This is a genomic window from Achromobacter pestifer, assembly GCF_902859625.1.
Taxonomy (GTDB): Bacteria; Pseudomonadota; Gammaproteobacteria; order Burkholderiales; family Burkholderiaceae_B; genus Achromobacter; species Achromobacter pestifer.
Window position 1 is genome coordinate 89,500 of sequence record NZ_CADIJX010000010.1, and the last position, 21,327, is coordinate 110,826.

Consider the following 21,327-nt stretch of genomic DNA (forward strand, 5'->3'; position numbering starts at 1 on the left):
AATTGCCGCCAAAATGCGCCGAAGCTGGGCAAAATACCGACGACGGGCACGAAAACCACGCTAACGCGCCGTGCACGGAAACCGCTCTCAACCCGACTTGAGAAACTTTCATGCAAAGTGCCACTCTCATAACCTACTCGCTAGTAGCTGCCACCAGCGTTGTCATTCCCGGCCCCGCCACCATGCTCGCCATCCGCAATGGCGCAGCCGGCGGCGTCCGCGCCGTACTGCCGTCCACGCTGGGCAACATGACGGGCCTGTTCCTGCTTTCGGCAGCCGCCATGCTGGGCCTGGGCATGGTCCTGCAATCATCGGCGATGCTGTTCATGGTGTTGAAAGTGGCGGGCGCCGCCTATCTGATCTACATGGGCTTGCGCCATCTGCTGGGACGCGCCCACATCGCGCCACCCGAAACAGCGTCCACCGGCGTTACGCGGCGAGGCGGTCAGTTGTACCTGGAAGCCACCTTTGTGGCCGCCATGAACCCCAAGCCCATCCTGTTCTTCACCGCGCTGTTCCCGCAATTCCTGAACGCGCACGAGTCGCTGCTGCCGCAGTTCTTCGCGCTGACCGGCATCTTCATGGCCATGTCGATGGTGTCTCTGCTGACCTACGGCACCCTGGCCCACCGCGCCCGCCGCCTGCTGCGCCAACCGCGCATCGTGGTCTGGCTGAATCGCCTGGTCGGCTCGATCTTCGTCGCGTTCGGATTGGCGCTACTGCGCCTGAAACGCTCGACCACCTGATGGACGGCAAACCGGGAAAGTAAGAAAAGGCCGCAATCGCGGCCTTTTTGCATCCTGGCGGAGGCTTCAAGTCTCGGTGGCCCCGATCTGCTTGGGTGCCAGCTTCGGATTCAGGGTGTAGGTGCCCGTTACCGAGGCCTGGGCCAGCACATGCTTCTGCATGGCGCGCAGCGCGTCCTCGCCGGTGAAGGAACCGTTCAAGTTCAGGCTGTGCACATCCAGCGCGTAGAGCGTGAACACGTAGCGGTGCACGATCGAATCGTTCCAGGGCGGGCATGGGCCGTCATAGCCGAAGTAATCGCCGCTCATGTCATGGTCGTTGGCGAACCACGAGGAATACGAGTTGATGCCCTGGCGTGCATCCATCGGCGCCAAGGGGCCGCCTTTGCCGCGCGGCGTGATGCCGTTGGAAAAGGCGCCTTCATCGATGTCGCGCATGTCGGCCGCCAAATCCACCAGCACCCAATGGAAGAAATCCACGCGGGGGAGATCGGCCGGAACTTCGCGGCCTTCCTGGTTGACGTCGTCGGGCCGCGAGGGCACGTCCGGATCGTGGCAGATCAACGCAAACGACTGAGTTCCCGGCGGCACATCGTCCCACGAAAACTGCGGGTTGTAGTTGTCTGCCAGCGCGACGTGCGATTGCGCATCGATCTTGCCGAAAGCGTAGCGTTCGGGAATCGACTCGTGATCGGAAAAAGACAAACTCGAAAGTTTCATGTCGTGCTCCTTGAAGTGCCGCAAAGACATCCCGCCCCTGCCTGTACCCTCAGCGTATCAAAACTTCGCAATTATGGGTTCAAGTTAACACGCGCAAACTTGCGCTTGCCCACCTGAACGACGTAAGTCCCCGCGGGCAATTGCAACGATTTATCTTCAACCCGATCGCCGTTCACGCGCACGCCACCCTGCTCCACATTGCGCTGCGCTTCCGAACCCGAGGCGACCAGGCCCGCTTCGCGCAGCAACTTCAGAATGCCCACCGGCGCACCACCGATGTTCACCTCGGGCATGTCTTCCGGAATGGCGCCATCGCGGAAGCGTGCCTCGAAGGAGGCCAGCGCGTCCTCGGCCGCGCGGGCGGAGTGGAAGCGCGTGATGATTTCCTGAGCCAGCATGACTTTCGCATCCCGCGGGTTGCGGCCGCCATCGATCTCTTGCTTGAGGGCGGCGATGTCTTCCAGCGAACGGAACGACAGCAATTCAAAGTAACGCCACATCAGCGTGTCGGAAATCGACATCAGCTTGCCGAACATCGAATCAGGCGACTCCGAAATACCGATGTAGTTGCCCTTGGACTTGGACATTTTCTCTACGCCGTCCGTGCCCACCAGCAGCGGCATCGTCAAGATGCACTGGGGCTCCTGGCCATATTCCTTTTGCAGCTCGCGCCCGACCAGCAGGTTGAACTTCTGATCGGTGCCCCCCAGCTCCAGATCGGACTTCAGCGCCACCGAGTCATAGCCCTGCATCAGCGGATACAGGAATTCGTGCACCGAAATCGGGATGCCGCCCTTGAAACGCTTGGTGAAGTCCTCGCGCTCCATCATGCGGGCCACCGTGTAACGCGACGCCAGCTGAATCATGCCGCGCGCGCCCAGCGGATCGCACCACTCGGAGTTGTAACGGATCTCGGTGCGAGCCGGATCCAGCACCAGGCTGGCCTGCGCATAGTAGGTCTTGGCGTTGGACTCGATCTGCTCGCGGGTCAGCGGCGGACGGGTGCTGTTGCGGCCGCTGGGGTCCCCGATGGTCGAGGTGAAATCGCCAATCAGAAAGATGACGTTATGGCCCAGATCCTGCAACTGGCGCATCTTGTTCAGGACCACGGTGTGGCCCAGGTGGATGTCTGGCGCGGTGGGATCGAGCCCCAGCTTGATGCGCAGAGGCACGCCAGTGGCGCGGCTCTTGGCCAGCTTGCGGGCAAACTCGGATTCGACCAACAGCTCATCGCAGCCGCGTTTGGCTATACGCAGATCGGCTTCAACTTCGGGAGTGATAGGGGCTTCAGAGGGTGACATGGCAGGGGGACCAACGCGGCTTCAGCCGACAAAAAGGTGTAAAAAGTGACGAAAACTATCGAAAATTCTAGCCGAATCAGCTAGGATACCGCCCAATCATACGCAACTGTCATATACGCAGTTGCGGTTCGGCTTACCACCTGTTGTTCACAAGATGCGCCCCGCGCCAGCCCCTGCCCCGGATTCCGTGGCGCGCGGGGGCCGTTCGTGTCACGCACCCTGCGAGCTCATGCCACCTGAGAGGGTATCTTCACGATGAATCGTGGCCTCCACGAACTGGCGAGTAGCATCAAGCGCAAAGTTGCTGCCCTGTTTGCGCCTGTAGAACCCAAGCCCCATCGCTCGGGTCTTTTCCGTCGCACTCTTCTCGTCACCGCTATCGGTCTGTTTGCCGGCGCCGCCGCCTTGGGCATGGTGCAGCAACCCGACCGCACCGAACTCCCCCCGTCCCGCATCATCCAGAGCGTTCTGCCGCTGACCGCCGAGCAAGTCGAAGTCAGCAGCCCCAGCGCCGCGCCGTACATCAGCGAAACCCGCATCCGTGCCGGGGATACGCTGGCTGCCGTATTGCAGCGCCTGGAGCTGGACGCCCCCAACCTGCAAACCTTCCTGACGCACGAAGCCAGCGCCCGCAGCATCTACAAGCTGTATCCGGGCCGCTCCGTGCAAGCCGCGACGGACGACCAGGGCAACCTGATCTGGCTGCGTTACATCCACACCCCCGGCAACGAAGCCGACGGTCAGGTCGTGACGCGCATGCTGCACGTTGCCCCGTCCGGCGATAGCTACAAGGCCGAGGAAGTCACCGAAAGCACCGATCGCCAAACCCGCGTTGCCGTGGGCACGATCAAGTCGTCGCTGTTCGGCGCCACGGATTCCGCCGGCATTCCGGATTCGGTCACCATGCAGATGGCCGACATCCTGAGCGCCAAGATCGACTTCCTGCGCGATTTGCGCCAGGGCGATCAGTTCCGCGTGGTCTACGAAGTGCGTTCGCACGACGGCCGCTACGCCGGCGCGGGCCGCGTGCTGGCCCTGGAGTTCATCAACGGCGGCAAGACCTATAGCGCCGTCTGGTTCAGCCCCGACGAAAAGAGCGGTTCGTACTACGACTTCGACGGCACCAGCCTGCGCGGCGCGTTCCTGCGCACCGCCTTGAAGTTCAGCCGCATCAGCTCGACGTTCGGCATGCGGATGCACCCCATCCACAAGACCTGGACCGGCCACAAGGGCGTGGACTACGCCGCGCCGTCGGGCACGCCGATCCACTCCACCGCGGATGGCACGGTCGAGTTCTCGGGCTGGCAGAACGGCTACGGCAACGTGGTCATCGTGAAGCACCACGGCAAGTATTCGACGCTGTATGCTCATCAGAGCCGCATCGCCGAAGGCATCACCAAGGGTTCGAAGATCTCGCAAGGCCAGTTGCTGGGTTATGTCGGCGCCACTGGCTGGGCCACCGGCCCGCACCTGCACTACGAATTCCGCGTGGATAATCAGCCGATCGACCCGCTGTCGGTGGACCTGCCGGTCGCCCGTGCCCTGGAACCCGCGGAAGTCCGCGCGTTCAACCAGGCCGTGGCGCCGTACAAGCAGCAGATTCAACTGCTGACCGAGTTCCAGCAGACCCTGCCTGACGCCCTGACCAACGTGGCCAGCCGCTAGCCGGCCCGCTTGAAAAAAACGTCCCAAGAAGGCGGCCCGCGCAGACTCTGCCGGCCGCCTTTCTTCTTTTAGAGGCGCCTGTGAATTCCTCCACATCCGACCCGCAGGGCAAGCCAGCGCTGTATATCGGCTTGATGTCCGGCACCAGCGTCGACGGCGTTGATGGGGTGCTCGTCCGCTTGCAAGCTGGCCAGGCGCCGCACGTGCTTGCCAGCGCCAGCCTGCCCATGCCCGAGAACCTGCGCCGCGAACTGCTGGCGTTGAACCTGTCTGGCGACGATGAGCTGGCGCGCGGCGCGCTGGCCGCGAATGCGCTGGCCCGGCTGTATGCCCAAGCCGTGGCCGCCCTGCTCCAGGACGCCAGCGTCCCGGCCAGCGACGTGACCGCCATTGGCGCACATGGCCAAACCGTCCGCCATCGGCCGGACAGCGGCTATACCGTGCAGCTCAATGCCCCGGCCCTGCTGGCGGAACTCAGCGGCATCGATGTCGTGGCGGATTTCCGCAGCCGTGACGTGGCCGCTGGCGGCCAAGGCGCCCCGCTGGTGCCTCCTTTCCATGCCGCGATCTTCGGTACGTCGCACGGCCGCGCCGTGCTCAACCTGGGCGGCATCGCCAATATCACCTTGCTGGCACCCGACCAACCGGCGCGCGGTTTCGACACGGGGCCGGCCAACGTCTTCCTGGACGCCTGGTGCCAACGCCATCTGGGACAGCCCTATGATGCCGATGGCCGCTGGGCCGCCACGGGTCAAGTGGTGGCGCCCCTGCTGGAGCAACTGATCGCCAGTGAACCCTGGTTTGCGTTGCCGCCTCCCAAATCCACCGGGCGTGATCTGTTCAACCTGCAATGGCTAGACGACCGGCTAGCCTCGTTTGACGGCCCCAAGCTGGCGCCAGAAGACGTGCAGGCGACGCTGCAACGGCTGACTGCCAGAACGGTCGCCAATGCCATCGACGCGGCGGCGCCAGGCACGCAAGAGGTCTTCGTATGCGGTGGCGGCGCCTACAACGCCGGCCTGACGCGAGAACTGGCGTATTGCCTGCAACGCCCGGTGCAACCAACCGACGCGCTGGGCGTACCCGCGCAGCAAGTCGAGGCGTTGGCCTTTGCCTGGCTGGCGCAAGCCTTTGTGGAGCGCACGCCGGCCGGCCTGCCGGCCGTCACGGGCGCCCGCGGCGCCCGGATCCTAGGCGCGCTGTATCCGGCCTGACACGGGTGCGGCAATGCGTGTCCCAATGCAAAAAGCCCTTCGGCATGCCGAAGGGCTTTTGTTTCCTGCCTGGGTGCTTGAACGATTACACCGAGAACGAGGAACCGCAGCCGCAGGTGGTGCTGGCGTTGGGATTGCGGATGACGAATTGCGCGCCTTCCAGGTCTTCCTTGTAGTCGATTTCAGCACCGACCAGGTATTGGAAGCTCATCGGATCAACCAGCAGTTGAACGCCAGCCTTATCCAGCACGGTGTCGTCTTCGTTCACGACTTCGTCGAACGTGAAGCCGTACTGGAAGCCCGAACAGCCGCCACCCTGGACGAACACGCGCAGCTTCAGCTCGGGGTTGCCTTCTTCGGCCAACAAGTCCTTCACTTTGGCGGCAGCCGAGTCAGTAAATACCAAGGGCACAGGCGGGGCAGCCTGAAGGTCGACGGTTTCGGTTACTGCATTCATGGTTCACTCCTGGCCGGATCGGCCATATTTCGGTGAGCGGCAACGGCGCTCGCATAGCATCACTATAGCGCAGGGCTTGACTAGACTCAAAGTTCCAGTTTGATACTGCGGGAAGCGCGGACGGTATCCCCTTCCAATACACTGACGGTGACGCTTTCGGGGACGAATCCCTCGGGCACGGCCAGGATGCCCTGGCTACGCTGATATTGGTCGAATTGCAGGGCCAACGACGCGGCCGTGGTGGTCTCGCCCGTCGCCGTCACCGGCCCCGTTTCGGCCTTGACCTGCATGGGCGCCAGGTCCACGGTCACGGTCTCGCCCTTCAGGATGCCCGTGGCCTGGAACCGCAGCGCACCCGCAAAGGGCGATCCGCCATTGCGCCCGCTGCGCATCAGCAGCACCTTGTAGCGCAACCCGCCGCCTTCGCGGTCAATCTGTACGCCACGAATATCGACCGACCCTTCCGGCCCGGGCGGCAGCAACTGTTCGTAGAACGCCAACTGGTCCCGCACCCGGCCGACATCGGCCTGCGCGGCGCGCAGCTGGGTTTCAAGTTCCTCGCGGGCGGCGCGCTCGATGACGAGCTCGCCATCAGCGGTATCCAACTGGCCTTGCGTGTAGCGCAGCTGCGTGGCTTGCTGGCGCACGGCTTCTTGCTGCGCCTCGGCCTGCGCCGTGCTGATCACGACGACGTCCTGCGGGCGGGCTTGCCGCTGGGCATAAAAATAGCCCAGCGAACCGCCCAGCAGCACGCCGACCAACAGGCCGGCAAGCAGGCGCAGCAGCCCGCCTGCGGGGCGGGGCTGCGATGTAGCGGAGGAATCAACTGGCATGGAATGCAGAAAGGCGGCGGCCGATAGCCGCCAGCCCATCAAGGCATCAAGGCAGAATCGCGACCTGATCCAGCCCCGTCGATTCCGGCACGCCAAACATCAGGTTCATGTTCTGGACGGCTTGACCGGCCGCACCCTTGACCAGGTTGTCCTGAACGACCAGAACGATCAGTTGGTCGCCATTGCCCGGGCGGCTCAGCGCGATGCGCAGATTATTCGACGCGCGAACCGAACGAGTTTCGGGCAGGCTGCCAGCCGGCATGACGTCCACGAAGGGTTCGTCGGCATAGCGCTGCTCGAACAGGGCCTGGAAGTCCGTGTCACGAGCCTCAGGCAGGATGCGGGCGTAGATCGTGGAGAACATGCCACGGATCATCGGCACCAGGTGCGGCACGAAGGTCAGGCCGACCTTGCCGCCGGAGATCTTTTCCAGTTGGGCAACGATTTCCGGGTGATGGCGATGGCCAGCCACGCCGTAAGCCTTGAAATTGTCGGAAGCTTCCGAGAACAGCGAACCCACTTCCGCCTTGCGTCCAGCGCCAGACACCCCTGACTTGCAGTCGGCGATCAGGGTTTGGGCATCGACCAGGGCCTTACCGCCTTCCAGCAGCGGGGCCAGGCCCAACAGCACGGTGGTGGGGTAGCAGCCGGGGTTGCCGATGACGCGGGCCTTGGAGATGGCTTCGCGGTTCAGCTCCACCAGGCCATACTGGGATTCAGCCAGGATGTCCGGGCAGGTGTGGGGGATCTTGTACCAGCGCTCGAAGGTGGGGATGTCCTGCAAGCGGAAATCAGCGGCCAGGTCGATGACGCGGGTGCCCGCGGCGATCAATTCCTGCGCTTGCGCCATCGCCACGCCGTGGGGCGTCGCGAAGAACACCACGTCGCAATCCGTCAGCGAGGCTTTTTCCGGCGCGGAGAAAGCCAGGTCCACGCGGCCGCGCAGGTTCGGATACATATCAGCGACCGGCAGCCCGTCTTCCTTGCGGGACGTGATGGCGGTCAATTCCACACTGGGATGCTGCGACAACAAGCGCAGCAGCTCGACGCCGGTATAACCGGTGCCGCCGACGATACCAACCTTGATACGGGTGTTCGATGCTTGGGCCATGATGATGTGCTCTTCGTAGAACGAAAACAGATTGTATCGCTCGGAAAACGGGTCTTGCGGCAGCGTGCCAAAATTGGCGCACGCACCCAGTTTCCGACCGGACGGAATACGCGGAGTTCCACGTGATGCGGATAAGGCCTCAGCCTTGCCGCCCAAAAACAAAAAACCCGCCGAAGCGGGTTTTTTGCAGGACTTTAGCGCTTGCTGAACTGCTTCCGGCGGCGTGCCTTGCGGAAGCCGACCTTCTTACGTTCAACTTCGCGAGCATCGCGAGTCACAAAGCCAGCTTGCGACAGCGACGGCTTCAGCGTTGCGTCGTAATCGATCAGGGCACGAGTGATGCCGTGACGGATTGCGCCGGCTTGGCCGGTTTCACCGCCGCCGTGGACGTTGACTTTGATGTCGAACGATTCCAGGTGGCCGGTCAATTCCAGCGGTTGGCGCACAATCATGCGGCCAGTTTCGCGGGCGAAGAAATCGTCGACGGGCTTGCCGTTGACAACGATCTTACCCGTGCCCTTCTTGATGAAAACGCGAGCCACCGAAGTTTTGCGACGGCCGGTTCCGTAATTCCAGTTACCGATCATGGCGTTTCCTTAGAGATCCAGCGTCTTAGGCTGTTGGGCGGTGTGCGGGTGCTCGGCACCAGCATAGACCTTCAGCTTCTTGATCATGGCGTAGCCCAGAGGACCCTTGGGCAGCATGCCCTTGACGGCCTTCTGAATGGCACGACCGGGAAAACGCTCTTGCATTTTCTCGAAGTTCGTTTCGCGGATACCGCCCGGGTACGTGGTGTGGCGGAAGTACTTCTTGTCCTTCGCCTTGGTACCGGTAACGACGATATCGGAAGCGTTGATGATGACGATGTAATCGCCAGTATCAACGTGCGGCGTGAATTCAGGTTTGTGCTTGCCACGCAGACGACGTGCGACTTCGCTGGCCACACGACCGAGGACTTTGCCCTTGGCGTCGATCACAAACCAGTCACGTTGGACTTCATGCGGCTTGGCCACAAAGGTCTTCATGATGGTTCCTAAGAATAAAATTTCTTCTGGCTAGAACATCTAACCAGTGTTCTTTCCCCAACTAGACAAAATTCCAACGATTCAAAAAGCCTGCTTCAAAAACCCTGCTTCATAAACCCGAGGGTCAACGACGGCCGCCTGAAATTCGTTTGGATTCATGCCCTTATTGATTCCCGCCTAAGCGTTATTACCCGCCCGTGCAATGGTCAAAATGAGGGAAAGCCTGAAATTCTAACACGGTTGCTCAAAAAATGGGCAAGCGCAGAGAAATCAGGAGGCATCCGGCCGCGCCCTTGGGCGCAGCCGGCACACATGCGATTTGGGGACAAATCCCCCCGCCCCCGTGGGTCAGGCGCCCAGATAGGCTTCCAGCACCCGCGGGTGGCCCAGCAGCTCGCGGCCGGTACCCGTCAGCGCCATGGCGCCGTTTTCCAGCACGTAACCGCTTTGCGCAATCTTCAGCGCCTGGCGCACGTTCTGCTCGACCAGGAACAGGGTCAGGCCGTCGGCATTGATGGCGCGCAGGGAACGGAAAATTTCCTGCACGACAATCGGGGCCAGGCCCATCGACGGCTCATCCAGCAGCAAGAGGCGTGGCTTGGCCATCAGGGCGCGGCCGATGGCCAACATTTGCTGTTCGCCGCCCGACAGGTTGCCCGCGATGCCCGTGATCCGTTCTTTCAGGCGCGGAAACAGGTTGAACACGTATTCCAGATCGGAATCCACATTCTTCAGGCCCCTGCGGTAGGCGCCCAACTCCAGGTTCTCAAGCACCGTCATGGTGGTAAGAATGGCCCGGCCTTCCGGCACCTGCACGATGCCGCGCGCGACCAATTGGTGCGGGGCCAGGTTGGTGATGTCCTCGCCTTCAAACAGGATGCGGCCGCGCGCCTTGGGCAACAGGCCCGACAGCGCCAGCAGCGTGGTCGATTTGCCGGCGCCATTGGCGCCGACCAGGGCGGTGATTTCGTTGGCGTTCAGGTCCAGATCGATGCCGCGCACAGCTTCGATGTGGCCGTAATTGACCTCGAGTCCGCGGACTTCCAGCATCGCGCTCATTTGGCGGCCTCCGCTTGTTCGGTGTCTTCTTCGTCGTCCTCTCGGCCCAGATAGGCTTCGATGACTTGCTCGTTGTTGCGGATCTCGTCGGGGCCGCCGCAGGCGATGATCTTGCCGAAGTTCAGCACCGCGATGCGTTCGCACAAACCCATGACGAAACGCATGTCGTGTTCGATCATCAGGATGGTGTAGCCGCGGTCGCGAATGGCCAGGATCTCGCGCATGAGTTCGGCGCGTTCACCGGTGTTCATGCCCGCCACGGGCTCGTCCAGCAACAGCAGCTTGGGCTCGGTGGCCAGCGCGCGCGCCAGCTCCAGGCGACGCTGCTCACCGTAGGACAGGTTGTCGGCCAGGTCGTTGGCCTTGTGGTCCAGGCGCATCCACGTCAGCAGCTCGTGCGCGCGCTCACGGGCACGCTTTTCGTGCTCGCGGTAACCCGGCAGGCCCAGCAACAGGCTGGGGAAGCCATAGTTCATGTGGCGATAGGCGCCCACCACCACGTTTTCCAGCAACGTCATCTCTTTGAAGAGACGAATGTTCTGGAACGTGCGGGCGATGCCCATGCGCGTGATGCTGTGCGGCTTCTTGGCCAAAACGCTTTGGCCGTTGAACGTGATGCTGCCGCCGCTGGGCGGCAACAGGCCGGTGATCAGGTTGAACACCGTCGTCTTGCCGGCGCCGTTGGGCCCGATCAAGCCGAAGATCGCGCCTTCGGGCACGGACAGGCTGACGTCATGCAGCACATGCAGGCCGCCGAAGCTCTTGGAGACGGAAGAAAGCTCAAGCATGGCGCTTGCCTCCCTGGCCGCCTTGGCCCTTGCGCATCCAGCGCTTGAAGCGCGCCGGATCCCAGATGCCTTGCGGCAGGAACAACACAATCACCACCAGAATCACTCCATTGGCGATCAGGCGCAAATCCGCAAAACCGCGCAGCAATTCGGGCAGCACGGTAATGATGAAGCTGCCCAGCACGGGACCGGCCAAACCGCCAATGCCGCCCAGGATAGCCATGGTCAGAATTTCAACGCCACGATCGAAACCGTATTCATTGGGACCGATGAAGAAGGTCAGGTGCGCGTTGAGCGCGCCGGCCAGACCCGCGATCATCGCGCCGGCCACGAAAGCCAGCATCTTGTTGGCGCGCACGTCGATGCCCATCAGGCCAGCCGCGGTTTCGTCGCCACGAATGGCGTCGAACGAACGGCCGATCTTGGAGGCACGGACGCGCCACAGCACGAACAGGACGATGACGACCGCCAACACCACGTGCCACCACTGCGTCAACTGCGGAATGCCGTTCAGGCCCAGCGCGCCGCCCGTCAAGGACTCCGTGTTCAGGATGGTCACGCGGACGACTTCGCCAAAGCCCAGCGTCGCCATGGCCAGATAGACCCCTGACAATCGTAAGGTTGGCAAACCGATCAGCGCCGCCACCAACGCGGGCGCCGCCATGCCGCCGGCCAGGGCGACCGTGAACGGGGCGTCGTAATTCATGGTGAGCAGCGCGGCGGCGTACGCCCCGATGCCCATGAAGGCGGCATTGGCCATGGCCAGCATGCCGCAGGCCAGGGTCAGCCAGATGGAGAGGGCCAGCAACGCATTGGTGCCCAGCGTCAGCACCAGGTTGCCGTAGATGGCCCAGAAATTTTCGAATCCGCTCATTCTTTAAGCCTTGCGTTGAACCACTTTGCCGAACAGACCTTGCGGGCGCACCAGCAGGATCAGGAACAGCAGGCCGAAAGCCACCGCATCGCGCATGGTGGAGCCGATGTAGGCCACCGACAGCACCTCGGCGAAACCCAGGAACAGGCCGCCCAGCATGGCGCCGCGGATGTCGCCCATGCCGCCCAGGATGATGACCGCGATGCCCTTGTGCAGCATCGGTTGGCCCATCAGGGGGAACAGCGCATTGGAATACAGACCGATCAACACGCCGGCCACGCCACCCAGGGCAGCAGCGGCAAACGAGGTGGTGACAAACAGCTTCTCGACGTTGATGCCCAGCAGCCAGGCGGCCTTGGGCGATTCGGCGATGGCGCGCAGCGCGCGGCCAAACTGCGTGCGGCGCATGACGTACATCAGCACGGCCATCAGCGCGAACGACAGGAAGATGATGCCCAACTCGATGACGGTCAGGTGCAGGCCCGCGACCTCGATCACTTCCTCGGGCACGGTGCCGTGCGGGAAGCGCAGGTTGCTGGCGCCGAAAATGCTTTGGGCACCGTTATTCAGGATGATGCCCACGCCAATCGTGGCGATCATGGGGATCAAGTGCGGCGCGTTGCGCTTGCGCAGCGGCTTGAGCACCAGATAGTCGATGATGACCCCGGTGAAGCCGGCCACGAAGAACGCGACCATCAGCGCACCCCAAAGGGGCAGGCCGAATTGCTGGACGACGAACAGTGCCGCGTAGGCGCCAACCATGAAGACAGCGCCATGCGCCAGGTTGATCACCCCGAGCACGCCGAAGATCAGCGTGAAGCCCAGCGCGAACAGTGCATACACACAGCCCAGCGACAAGGCATTGACGAATTGTTGTTCGAACATGATGGGACTTTCCAAATCTATGAGGGCCTCCACGCGCCCGCTGCGTGGTCTAGCTCTCCCGAGGGAGGCCATTTTTGTCTTGGGATGGCCCTACGATAAAAAGCGCCTTGCGGACAGCAACGCTGTCCGCAAGGCGCATCCCCCCGCGTGGGGATGCGTACTGCTTACTTCTCGATGACGTACTTGCCGTCCTTGGTCACGCTGACGATCGGCGCCTGGTCGGCGTCGTAGCCGGCAGGCTTGCCGGCGCGGTCGTTGGCTTGACGGAACTTGAACGCGCCGGTGGCGCCCTTCCAGGTCACGGAGGGCAAGGCATCGCGCAGGGCAGCGCGGTCCTTGGGCAGTTCGCCGGTCAGCTTGGTGTTCTTCAGCGCCTGGGCCACGATGTACATGGCGTCATACGACTGGGCGGCGAACTGGTCGGGCGAACCATTGAACTTGGCCTTGTAGGCGTCAATGAACTTGACGTTCTCGGGGGCCTTGTTCTCGATCGACCACGGGCTGCCGATCCACAGATTGTTCGATGCGCCGCCAGGGGCCAGGTCGAAAATCTTGACCGAGTTCATGCCGTTGCCGCCGATGACGGGCACGTTCAGGCCCAGTTGGCGAGCCTGGACCATGATCGGAGCGCCTTCGGCCAGCAGTGCGGACAGCACGATGGCGTCGGGGTTGGTGCCCTTGATCTTGGTCAGCTGGGCCTTGAAGTCCACGTCGCCCTTGGCGAACGTTTCGGTCGTGGTGACCGGGATCTTCTGGTCTTCCAGGGCCTTCTTGAAGTTGTCGTAGCCGCTCTTGGTGAAGACGTCGTCGTTGCCGTAGAGCACCGCCACGTTCTTCAGGCCGGTCTTGGCCTTCACGGTGGAGATGGTGGCCGGCAGCACGTCGGCTTCGGTGACCGAGTTGCGGAACACGTAGTTGCCAATGGAGGTGATGCCGTCGGCGGTGTTGGACGTGCCGAAGGCAACCGTCTTGGCAGCCTGGGCGATCGGGTCAGCGGCTTGGGCCGAGTTCGACAGCGTCGGGCCGAAGACCATCAGGACGTTGTCCTTGAAGATCAGTTTCTTGAAGACGTTGATGGCTTCTTCTTTCTTGCCTTGTTCGTCCTCGACCACCAGCACGAGCTTGTTGCCGTTGATACCGCCCGCGGCGTTGATTTCATCAGCGGCAAGCTGGAAACCATTGCGGATCGACACGCCGTACTGAGCGGCGCCGCCGGACAGGGCTTCCGCCACACCCAGCTTGATGTCAGCCGCGTGCGCAGCCGGGACGATACCGGCGGCGATCAGCGCGGCCAGCAGCTTCTTGGTCTTGGATTGCATGGTTGATACCACCCTAAAGTCTGTCTCGGAATATTGGTAATCCGGGCTGGTGTAATCCCGCCGGATTGACGTCTTATGCCGCCTAAAGGCGCCATGTTTGCGCGTCAAGACCCGGGATATTACTCCTTTGTATCAGGCCGAAACTCGAATGTGGTTCGAGGAAAGCCCGAAAACCGCCCATTTTTTTGTAAAAAACGCGGTATTACTAGCAAAAACCCTACTCTCCACCGAATGCCATTCGGCCTGCGGCGGACCTCCCTTCTACCTGCCCGACAGCGCCACGCCCAGGTACTGGCCGTAGGCGCTTTCGGTCAAACGAAACCACGGCATCTCGCTGTCGCGAAAGCCCATGTAACTGTCGTGTATGGCTTTGAACTTCGGGTCTTTGGCGCCCAAGTCCTTGTAGACCTGTTGCGTCATCTCGAACGCCACATCCATGATGGCGCGCGGAAATGTGCGAACTTGCGCGCCGCTTGCCGTCAATTGGGCCAGCGCGGCCGGGTTGCGGGCGTCGTAACGGGCGGTCAACGAGACGTGCGCGGCCAGCGATGCGGCCTGAACCACCGCCTGATAGTGCTTGGGCAGCTTGTTCCAGGCCTCGTCATTAATATATAGGGACAGTTGTTCGCCGCCCGCCCACCAGCCGGGTGCGTAGTAATACTTAGCTACCTTATTCAGGCCCAGTTTTTCGTCGTCATAGGCGCCTGCGCCTGCCACCGCTTGCAGCCCGTCTTTCTCGAAGGACTCGGCCAGCGGCTTGGCGGGGTCTGCCGGCTGCGGCAAGACGGCCATGCGCGTCAGGACATCGGCGGCCAGTCCGTCCACGCGCATCTTCAGGTCTTTCAGATCCGTCAGCCGCTTGATTTCTTTCGCGTACCAGCCGCCCATCTGGGCGCCGGTATTGCCCAGCGGGAAATTGATGATCTTTTCGGGCTTGAAGAGCTCGCGGGTCAGGCGCAGGCCATCGCCTTCACTCATCCAGGCGTTCATCTGGCGCGCGTTCAACCCGAAGGGCACGGCGGCGTCAAAGCAGAATGCGGGATTCTTGGCGAACAACAGGCGGGACGAGGCATGGCCACATTCCACCTTATTGGTGGAGACGGCTTCCAGCAGGTCGGATGCGGGCACGATTTCGCCGTCGGGGTAATGCCGGATGTTGAACTTGCCACCCGTGGCTTCCGAGACGAATTTGCAGAAATGCTCACCCGCGCCAATGCGCAGATCCAGGACGGCGGGAAACGCGGAGGACAGGCGCCAGCTCAGTGACGGCATGTCCTGCGCGAACGCGGGCGTGCTGACGGCGGCCCCCGTTGCGACGGCGCCGAGTCCGGCGTGCTTCAAGAATGAACGTCGTTGCATCTCTTTGCTCCTCTACAGCAACCTCTGGGACTTCGAGCAATACCCGCCGGATATTACACGTTGACGGCGGTCGGAACCGCTAGAGGAATTCCCGAGCCGGTAAGGGAATGCAAAGACGGAAGGCGGGCGGGAAAGCCATGCCCGATGCGGAGCATGCCGGCGCGGCGGCCGCACCGGGCCGCCGCGCCAGATGGGGAATCAAGTCCCGGCGATGGCCATTTGTTCGATCAGGATCGAACCCGTGGTCTTGGTGCCGCGCGAAATGGTGTCCGCGCCCACGGCGACAATCTGCTGGAACATGTCGGCCAGGTTGCCGGCAATCGTGATTTCTTGCACGGCATGCTGGATCTTGCCGTTTTCCACCCAATAGCCGAATGCGCCGCGCGAATAGTCGCCGGTGACGTAATTGACGCCTTGGCCGATCAATTCCGTGACCAGGAAGCCGGTGCCCATCTTTTTGAGCATGGCTTCAAAGTCATCGCCGCGCTTGGTCAGCGTGGAGCTGAACACCAGGTTGTGCGACCCGCCGGCGTTGCCGGTGGTGACCATGCCCAGCTTGCGAGCCGTGTAGGTCGACAGGAAATAGCCTTCCAGCACGCCGGCCGACACCACGTTGCGGCTGCGGGTACGCACGCCTTCGTCGTCAAAAGGCGAGCTGCCCATGGCGCCGGGGATGTGCGGATCTTCGGTCAGGTTGATGTGCTTCTGGAAGATGGGCTTGCCCAGCGAATCGACCAGGAAGCTGGCCTTGCGGTAGAGCGCGCCGCCGTTGACGGCCTGGGTCAGTGCGCCGACCAGCCCCAGCGCCAGCGGCGCTTCAAACAGGACGGGAAACTTGCCGGTGCGGATGCGGCGGGCCGACAGGCGCGACAGCGTGCGCTCGGCGGCATAACGGCCGATGGCTTCGGGCGAGGCCAGGTTGGCCGGATCGCGCTCGGACGTGTACCAGTAGTCGCGCTGCATGCCGTTACCACGGCCCGCGATGGGCGCGACCGACAGGCTGTGACGCGAATACGGGTAGCCGCCCAGGAAGCCCCGGGTGTTGCCCATCACGAACTGGCCTTCGTAGGTGCCCACGGTGGCGCCGTCGGTGTTGGTGATGCGAGGATCGACATCGCGGGCGGCGCGTTCGGCGCGCAGCGCGAGTTCGGCCGCTTCCTCGGTGGACACGCTCCAGGCGCGGTGCAGGTCCAGGTCCGGGAATTCGGTGGCCAGCTGATCGGCATCTGGCAGGCCCGCGGCCGGATCGGCGGCGGTATGGCGGGCAATGTGCCAGGCGGCTTCGACCGTCTGGCGCAGGGCCGCTTCCGAGAAGTCGGAGGTCGAGGCGGAGCCACGGCTCTGGCCGGCGTAGACCGTCAGGTCCAGCGAGCGGTCGCGTGTCTGCTCAACGGTTTCAATGTCGTTCTTTCGGACTGAGACCGACAGGCCCAGGCTTTCCGAGACTTCCGCCGCGGCGTCCGAGGCGCCGATCTGGCGCGCATAGGCGAGGGTTTGTTCGACGAGTTCGGAAAAACGCGCGTGATTCGCCGCCAGCGGCAAGGATGAGGAGGATTTAACCATTGCTGTCCAATTTGCAGAGACGGTTATCATAGCCAAGTCTGTCATTGCGCAGTTTTCCATGAATTCCCATACTGAAGAAGAATCCGTCGACGACGGTTACGATGAAAACGGCTACGACCGTCCCAGCAAGTCCCAGATCAAGCGTGAAATGCACGCCTTGCTGGACCTGGGCAAAGAGCTGATCGAACTGTCCCCCGACCGCCTCAAGCAATTGCCGCTTGCCGAGCGCCTCTATGAGGCTATCCGCACGGCGCAGCGCACGACTGGCCGCGAAGGCCGCCGTCGCCAGGTCCATTTCGTGGGCAAGCTGATGCGCGACGCCCCCGCCGAAGAGATCCGCGCCCAGCTTGATGTCTGGGAAAACGGCTCGCGCGAGGAAACCGCCGCCATGCACCGGCTGGAAACGCTGCGCGACCGCCTGCTGGACGATGACGAAGCGCTGACCAAGCTGCTGGCGAACAATCCGCAGGCCGATGCGCAACAAGTGCGCACGCTGATCCGGGCCGCCCGCAAGGAACGGCTGGGCAACGCCGCGCTGCTGCAAGGCCAGGAACCGCAGAAGAAGCACTACCGTGCGCTGTTCCAGGCCTTGAAGACCCTGACGCTCTGATCCCCTTTCCTTGATTCCCTCTGCCTGCCGTCCATGAACGCTCCGACCGACCTGCTCGATTGCATCGAAATCGAAACCGCCCCCAACCCCACGCACGCCGTGATCTGGCTGCACGGCTTGGGTGCCGACGGCAATGACTTCGCCCCCATCGTGCCGGAACTGGACTTGCCCGCGGGTCTGGGCGTGCGTTTCGTGTTCCCGAACGCGCCGGTGCAGCGCGTGACGATCAACAACGGCATGGCGATGCGTTCCTGGTACGACATCCTGGTGATGGACCTGGTGCGCGTGGAAGACGCCAAGGGCATCCGCGCGTCGGAAGCCGCCATCCACAAGCTGATCGCGCGTGAAAATGCCCGTGGCATCCCGACGTCGAACATCGTGCTGGCCGGGTTCTCGCAAGGCAGCGCCATGACCCTGCATACGGGTCTGCGCCTGCCGGAAAAGCTGGCGGGCATGATGGCGTTGTCGGGTTATCTGCCGCTTGTGGATACCGCCGAAGCCGAACGCAACAGCGCCAACAACAGCACGCCGATCTTCATGGGCCACGGCCAGTACGACCCGGTCGTGTCGCTGACGCGCGCCGAGGCATCGCTGGCTGAACTGAAACGGCTGGGCTACGACGTGCGCTGGCACACATACCCGATGCCGCATTCGGTCTGCGCCGAAGAAGTCCGCGACATATCGGCGTTCTTGAACGACGTATTGGCCTAAGCGTGAATGGATGATGGGTTGCGCGCGTTGGAAATCAGCGTTCAAAACCCCGATCTAGTGCGCTTCACCCATCCTGCGAAGCCTCGTCGCCATCCGTAGGGAGGTGTGGCGAGTCCAGATCGTCACGCGCCCGGCACTGCCGCAACGCGCAAACCGATCAAACCGCCCCACCACGCTTTACTCCCATTCTGTATACCAAGTGGTATTCCAGCCTTGAATTTTCCAGGGCTGGCTGGCGCTCGTCCATAGAGAAAAACGCCAATCCCAAAATGCTTGTCGCCTGTTTGTATTGAATATAGTATTCGATCCATGCCTTGCCGGCCCGGGCAACTCGCGTTCGGGCTTCCCTGTTGTTGTTGTCGATTCCATCCCATTGGCCGTATCGCGCCGGGTTTCGGCGTGTCATACAAGACGCAGGAGAAAGTCCCGTGAAATCGTTGCCACTGCCCCGCCTGGCGGGCGCGGCGCTGCTTGCGCTGCTTGCCCCGTTGGCCGTTCAGGCCGAAGCCCTGAATCCCCCCGTGAAGGTCCGCTACGAAGAAGTGGTGCGCTCCATCCTCTACGTGCCCAAGTACGTGGCCTTGTCGCAGGGCTATTTCAAGGACGCCGGGTTGGACGTGTCCATGAAGACATCCCAGGGCACGGACAAAGGCATGACCGCGCTGCTGTCGGGCAGCGCCGACATCGTGCTGATCGGCCCCGAGGCGTCCATCTATGTGCAGAACAGCGAATCGCCGGTCAAACCGAAAATCTTCGCCGGGCTGACCGCGACCGACGGCTTTTTTCTCCTGGCCCGCAAGCCCATCGATAAATTCGACTGGTCGATGCTCAAGGGCAAGGAAGTCATCGGCTTCCGGCCGGGCTCGAATCCGATCGTGTTCCTGGAGGCCGCGCTGCGCAAGCACGGCGTCGACCCACAGAAAGACGTGAAACTGCTGAACAACATCGGCATCCCGGCACGCGCCGGGGCGTGGATGGCCGGCCAGGGCGAATACGGCATCTTCCTGGAGCCCGAGGCGGGCGAACTGGTGCGCAACGGCAAAGGTTATATCGTGGCCTCCGTTGGCCATGAAGTCGGTCAGGTGGACTACACCGTCTTCACCGCCACCGACAAATACATCCGCGACAACCCCAAGGTCATCCAGGCCTGGACCAACGTGGTCGCGCGCGCCGAGAAGTACGTGAAGGACACGCCCGCCACGACGCTGGCTCCGCAGATCATGACCTTCTTCCCGGGCATGGATCAGGGCGCGGTGACGGAAGCGATCGACCGCTACAAGCAATACCAGATCTGGAAGACGTCGCCTCTAGTCACGTCCGAAGCCATGACCACACTGCAAGACATGCTGATCGCCAGCGCCGTCATGAAGGACAGCGCCCGCGTGAAGTACGAGGACGTGGTGGTGGCCGACTTTGCCAAGCAGGTGCGCTGATGGGAGCCGCCATCCATAACCTGAAGCCGGCCGCCGACACGGCGAAGATCGAACTACGCGATGTTTGCCTGTCGTACTTCACCACCGAAGGCGAGACGGAAGCGCTGTCGAACGTGTCGTTCACGCTGGCGCCGGGCGAATTCGTCAGCCTGATCGGGCAAAGCGGCTGTGGCAAGAGCACCCTGCTGTCGCTGATCGCGGGCCTGATCCCGCCGACCTCGGGCGCCGTGATGATCGACGGCCTGAGCGTGACCAAGCCCAATCCGCGCATCGGCTACATGTTGCAGCAGGACTATCTGTTTGAATGGCGCACCATCCTGGACAACGTGATGCTGGGCGCCGAAATCCAGGGCCGGCGCGATGCGCGCAGCGAAGCGCGCGCCGTGCATCTGCTGGAAAAATGCGGGCTGGGCGCGTTTCTGACGCACACGCCGCGCCAGTTGTCGGGCGGCATGCGGCAGCGCGCCGCGCTGGCCCGCACGCTGGTGACGGAACCCGACGTGATCCTGCTGGACGAGCCCTTTTCAGCGCTGGATTCCCAAACCCGGCTGGCGATCTCGGACGAAGTGGTGGACATTCTGCGCCGCGAGGGAAAGACCGTGGTGCTGGTCACGCATGACATCGGCGAGGCCATCGCCATGACGGATCGCGTGATTGTGTTGTCGCGCCGGCCCGGCCGGCTGAAAAGCCAATATCGCATCCACTATGGCGACGGCGCCCGCCCGACGCCCTTCCAGGCGCGCTCGCGACCGGAATTCAACGCCTATTTCAAACAGCTGTGGGACGAGCTGGACGTCCACGTGGAGGGTTGACCCATGAACGCGCCCATTGCCAACACCATTCCCCTGCGCGCCGTGCGCGCACCCAGTGAAAAATACCTGGACTACCTGCGCCGCGACCGCGCCCGCAAACGCAACATCCGCCTGACGCAAGCGCTGCTGATGGTGGTTTTCCTGTGCGCGTGGGAGATCCTGCCGCGCATGCACATCCTGAACCCGCTGCTGACCAGCTACCCCAGCGCGCTGTGGCCCACGTTCATCGAACTCTGGAACAACGGCCACCTGGGCAAGCACATCATGACCACGCTGTCGGCGACACTGGTCGGCTTCACGCTCAGCATGGCGATCGGCATCGTGGTGGCTGCCGCGCTCTGGTGGTCTGACTTTCTGTACAAGGTGCTGGACCCTTTCCTGGTGGTGGCCAACGCCATGCCCAAGATCGCCTTCGTGCCGATCTTCTACCTGTGGCTGGGCTCGGATTACGCCGTGTACGGCATGGCCGTCGCCATTGCGGTGTTCGTCACGATCATGGTGGTGTACGCGGGCTTTCGCGGCATCGACATGAACAAGGTGAAGCTGGCCCACACCTTCGGCGCCAACCGCTGGCAAGTGCTGACCAAGGTCGTGCTGCCCGGTAGCGTGCCCACGCTGATCGCGGCCGTGAAAATGAACATCGGCCTGGCGCTGGTGGGCGTCATCGTGGGTGAGTTCCAGTCGGCGGATTCGGGTCTTGGCTTTCTGATCATGAACGGCAGCCAGGTATTCAAGCTGAACATCGTCATGACCGCCATCGCCATGCTGGCACTGATCTCCAGCGTGATGTACCTGATCATCTACCGCGTTGAAGCCGCCGTGGCGCGGCGCTACGGATAAGG

At 62.5% G+C, this 21,327-nt stretch carries 22 protein-coding genes; 8 read left to right on the forward strand and 14 right to left on the reverse strand.

Features of this window, described 5'->3' with window-relative positions; all coding sequences use genetic code 11:
- Positions 1-110: 110 nt before the first annotated feature.
- Complete coding sequence (locus HV753_RS26830; RefSeq protein ID WP_175177617.1) at positions 111-746, forward strand: LysE family translocator; 636 nt, start codon at positions 111-113, stop codon at positions 744-746.
- Positions 747-812: 66 nt separating this feature from the next.
- Here the strand turns inward: HV753_RS26830 and HV753_RS26835 are convergent, their stop codons facing one another.
- Positions 813-1,466, reverse strand: coding sequence for a YbhB/YbcL family Raf kinase inhibitor-like protein (locus tag HV753_RS26835; RefSeq protein ID WP_175177618.1), 654 nt, complete (start codon positions 1,464-1,466; stop codon positions 813-815).
- Between the two features lie 71 nt (positions 1,467-1,537).
- The gene (gene tyrS, locus HV753_RS26840; RefSeq protein ID WP_175177619.1) at positions 1,538-2,767 is read right to left on the reverse strand and encodes a tyrosine--tRNA ligase; all 1,230 of its coding nucleotides are present in this window, start codon (positions 2,765-2,767) and stop codon (positions 1,538-1,540) included.
- A 255-nt stretch (positions 2,768-3,022) separates the two neighbouring features.
- Between tyrS and HV753_RS26845 the strand changes: the two genes are divergently transcribed.
- Entirely contained in the window at positions 3,023-4,432 is a 1,410-nt protein-coding gene (locus HV753_RS26845) for a M23 family metallopeptidase (RefSeq protein ID WP_175177620.1), read from the forward strand.
- A gap of 80 nt (positions 4,433-4,512) precedes the next feature.
- Positions 4,513-5,646, forward strand: a complete 1,134-nt coding sequence (locus tag HV753_RS26850) for an anhydro-N-acetylmuramic acid kinase (protein ID WP_281370988.1) — start codon at positions 4,513-4,515, stop codon at positions 5,644-5,646.
- An 85-nt stretch (positions 5,647-5,731) separates the two neighbouring features.
- Here HV753_RS26850 and erpA read toward each other — a convergent pair whose 3' ends face one another.
- From erpA to pmbA, 12 genes are all read right to left on the reverse strand, one after another.
- Positions 5,732-6,103, reverse strand: coding sequence for an iron-sulfur cluster insertion protein ErpA (gene erpA / locus HV753_RS26855; RefSeq protein WP_006226695.1), 372 nt, complete (start codon positions 6,101-6,103; stop codon positions 5,732-5,734).
- A gap of 86 nt (positions 6,104-6,189) precedes the next feature.
- On the reverse strand, positions 6,190-6,936 hold the full coding sequence (locus tag HV753_RS26860) for a DUF6776 family protein (protein ID WP_175177621.1): 747 nt from the start codon (positions 6,934-6,936) through the stop codon (positions 6,190-6,192).
- Positions 6,937-6,982: 46 nt separating this feature from the next.
- On the reverse strand, positions 6,983-8,047 hold the full coding sequence (gene argC, locus HV753_RS26865) for an N-acetyl-gamma-glutamyl-phosphate reductase (protein WP_175177622.1): 1,065 nt from the start codon (positions 8,045-8,047) through the stop codon (positions 6,983-6,985).
- A gap of 194 nt (positions 8,048-8,241) precedes the next feature.
- Positions 8,242-8,634 (reverse strand): 30S ribosomal protein S9, encoded by a 393-nt coding sequence (gene rpsI, locus HV753_RS26870; protein WP_175177623.1) that lies wholly within the window; start codon positions 8,632-8,634, stop codon positions 8,242-8,244.
- 9 nt (positions 8,635-8,643) lie between these two features.
- Entirely contained in the window at positions 8,644-9,072 is a 429-nt protein-coding gene (gene rplM / locus HV753_RS26875; RefSeq protein ID WP_169271842.1) for a 50S ribosomal protein L13, read from the reverse strand.
- Between the two features lie 348 nt (positions 9,073-9,420).
- Positions 9,421-10,131 carry an ABC transporter ATP-binding protein gene (locus HV753_RS26880; RefSeq protein ID WP_175177624.1) on the reverse strand — a complete coding sequence of 237 codons (711 nt, stop codon included), beginning with the start codon at positions 10,129-10,131 and terminating at the stop codon, positions 9,421-9,423.
- Positions 10,128-10,919: an ABC transporter ATP-binding protein gene (locus HV753_RS26885; protein ID WP_175177625.1), complete on the reverse strand. Its 792-nt coding sequence runs from the start codon at positions 10,917-10,919 to the stop codon at positions 10,128-10,130. The genes HV753_RS26880 and HV753_RS26885 overlap by 4 nt, the downstream gene beginning before the upstream one ends.
- Positions 10,912-11,793, reverse strand: coding sequence for a branched-chain amino acid ABC transporter permease (locus HV753_RS26890; RefSeq protein ID WP_175177626.1), 882 nt, complete (start codon positions 11,791-11,793; stop codon positions 10,912-10,914). Before HV753_RS26890 ends, HV753_RS26885 begins: the two co-directional genes overlap by 8 nt.
- Positions 11,794-11,796: 3 nt before the next feature.
- Positions 11,797-12,678, reverse strand: coding sequence for a branched-chain amino acid ABC transporter permease (locus tag HV753_RS26895; protein WP_175177627.1), 882 nt, complete (start codon positions 12,676-12,678; stop codon positions 11,797-11,799).
- A 164-nt stretch (positions 12,679-12,842) separates the two neighbouring features.
- Positions 12,843-13,997, reverse strand: a complete 1,155-nt coding sequence (locus HV753_RS26900; protein WP_175177628.1) for an ABC transporter substrate-binding protein — start codon at positions 13,995-13,997, stop codon at positions 12,843-12,845.
- Positions 13,998-14,258: 261 nt separating this feature from the next.
- Entirely contained in the window at positions 14,259-15,356 is a 1,098-nt protein-coding gene (locus tag HV753_RS26905) for a TRAP transporter substrate-binding protein (protein WP_175177629.1), read from the reverse strand.
- Between the two features lie 198 nt (positions 15,357-15,554).
- On the reverse strand, positions 15,555-16,919 hold the full coding sequence (pmbA, locus tag HV753_RS26910) for a metalloprotease PmbA (protein ID WP_175177630.1): 1,365 nt from the start codon (positions 16,917-16,919) through the stop codon (positions 15,555-15,557).
- Between the two features lie 58 nt (positions 16,920-16,977).
- Between pmbA and yjgA the strand changes: the two genes are divergently transcribed.
- The 5 genes from yjgA to HV753_RS26935 all read left to right on the forward strand — a co-directional run bounded on the left by yjgA (position 16,978) and on the right by HV753_RS26935 (position 21,325).
- Positions 16,978-17,529: a ribosome biogenesis factor YjgA gene (gene yjgA / locus HV753_RS26915; protein WP_175177631.1), complete on the forward strand. Its 552-nt coding sequence runs from the start codon at positions 16,978-16,980 to the stop codon at positions 17,527-17,529.
- A gap of 33 nt (positions 17,530-17,562) precedes the next feature.
- A complete protein-coding gene (locus tag HV753_RS26920) occupies positions 17,563-18,240 on the forward strand; it encodes an alpha/beta hydrolase (protein WP_175177632.1) in 678 nt (225 codons plus the stop codon).
- 428 nt (positions 18,241-18,668) lie between these two features.
- Positions 18,669-19,673: an ABC transporter substrate-binding protein gene (locus HV753_RS26925; protein ID WP_175177633.1), complete on the forward strand. Its 1,005-nt coding sequence runs from the start codon at positions 18,669-18,671 to the stop codon at positions 19,671-19,673.
- The gene (locus HV753_RS26930; protein WP_175177634.1) at positions 19,673-20,485 is read left to right on the forward strand and encodes an ABC transporter ATP-binding protein; all 813 of its coding nucleotides are present in this window, start codon (positions 19,673-19,675) and stop codon (positions 20,483-20,485) included. The genes HV753_RS26925 and HV753_RS26930 overlap by 1 nt, the downstream gene beginning before the upstream one ends.
- 3 nt (positions 20,486-20,488) lie before the next feature.
- Complete coding sequence (locus HV753_RS26935; RefSeq protein WP_175177635.1) at positions 20,489-21,325, forward strand: ABC transporter permease; 837 nt, start codon at positions 20,489-20,491, stop codon at positions 21,323-21,325.
- Positions 21,326-21,327 lie beyond the last annotated feature (2 nt).

Excerpts from the sequence above, each read along its gene's own strand:
- tyrS (WP_175177619.1), bottom strand. The coding sequence starts at position 2,767 with ATGTCACCCTCTGAAGCCCCTATCACTCCCGAAGTTGAAGCCGATCTG.
- HV753_RS26935 (WP_175177635.1), top strand. The coding sequence starts at position 20,489 with ATGAACGCGCCCATTGCCAACACCATTCCCCTGCGCGCCGTGCGCGCA.
- rplM (WP_169271842.1), bottom strand. The coding sequence starts at position 9,072 with ATGAAGACCTTTGTGGCCAAGCCGCATGAAGTCCAACGTGACTGGTTT.
- HV753_RS26930 (WP_175177634.1), top strand. The coding sequence starts at position 19,673 with ATGGGAGCCGCCATCCATAACCTGAAGCCGGCCGCCGACACGGCGAAG.
- HV753_RS26900 (WP_175177628.1), bottom strand. The coding sequence starts at position 13,997 with ATGCAATCCAAGACCAAGAAGCTGCTGGCCGCGCTGATCGCCGCCGGT.
- HV753_RS26920 (WP_175177632.1), top strand. The coding sequence starts at position 17,563 with ATGAACGCTCCGACCGACCTGCTCGATTGCATCGAAATCGAAACCGCC.
- argC (WP_175177622.1), bottom strand. The coding sequence starts at position 8,047 with ATGGCCCAAGCATCGAACACCCGTATCAAGGTTGGTATCGTCGGCGGC.
- pmbA (WP_175177630.1), bottom strand. The coding sequence starts at position 16,919 with ATGGTTAAATCCTCCTCATCCTTGCCGCTGGCGGCGAATCACGCGCGT.
- erpA (WP_006226695.1), bottom strand. The coding sequence starts at position 6,103 with ATGAATGCAGTAACCGAAACCGTCGACCTTCAGGCTGCCCCGCCTGTG.
- HV753_RS26905 (WP_175177629.1), bottom strand. The coding sequence starts at position 15,356 with ATGCAACGACGTTCATTCTTGAAGCACGCCGGACTCGGCGCCGTCGCA.
- HV753_RS26835 (WP_175177618.1), bottom strand. The coding sequence starts at position 1,466 with ATGAAACTTTCGAGTTTGTCTTTTTCCGATCACGAGTCGATTCCCGAA.
- HV753_RS26880 (WP_175177624.1), bottom strand. The coding sequence starts at position 10,131 with ATGAGCGCGATGCTGGAAGTCCGCGGACTCGAGGTCAATTACGGCCAC.
- HV753_RS26890 (WP_175177626.1), bottom strand. The coding sequence starts at position 11,793 with ATGAGCGGATTCGAAAATTTCTGGGCCATCTACGGCAACCTGGTGCTG.
- HV753_RS26895 (WP_175177627.1), bottom strand. The coding sequence starts at position 12,678 with ATGTTCGAACAACAATTCGTCAATGCCTTGTCGCTGGGCTGTGTGTAT.
- HV753_RS26830 (WP_175177617.1), top strand. The coding sequence starts at position 111 with ATGCAAAGTGCCACTCTCATAACCTACTCGCTAGTAGCTGCCACCAGC.
- HV753_RS26885 (WP_175177625.1), bottom strand. The coding sequence starts at position 10,919 with ATGCTTGAGCTTTCTTCCGTCTCCAAGAGCTTCGGCGGCCTGCATGTG.
- HV753_RS26860 (WP_175177621.1), bottom strand. The coding sequence starts at position 6,936 with ATGCCAGTTGATTCCTCCGCTACATCGCAGCCCCGCCCCGCAGGCGGG.
- yjgA (WP_175177631.1), top strand. The coding sequence starts at position 16,978 with ATGAATTCCCATACTGAAGAAGAATCCGTCGACGACGGTTACGATGAA.
- rpsI (WP_175177623.1), bottom strand. The coding sequence starts at position 8,634 with ATGATCGGTAACTGGAATTACGGAACCGGCCGTCGCAAAACTTCGGTG.
- HV753_RS26845 (WP_175177620.1), top strand. The coding sequence starts at position 3,023 with ATGAATCGTGGCCTCCACGAACTGGCGAGTAGCATCAAGCGCAAAGTT.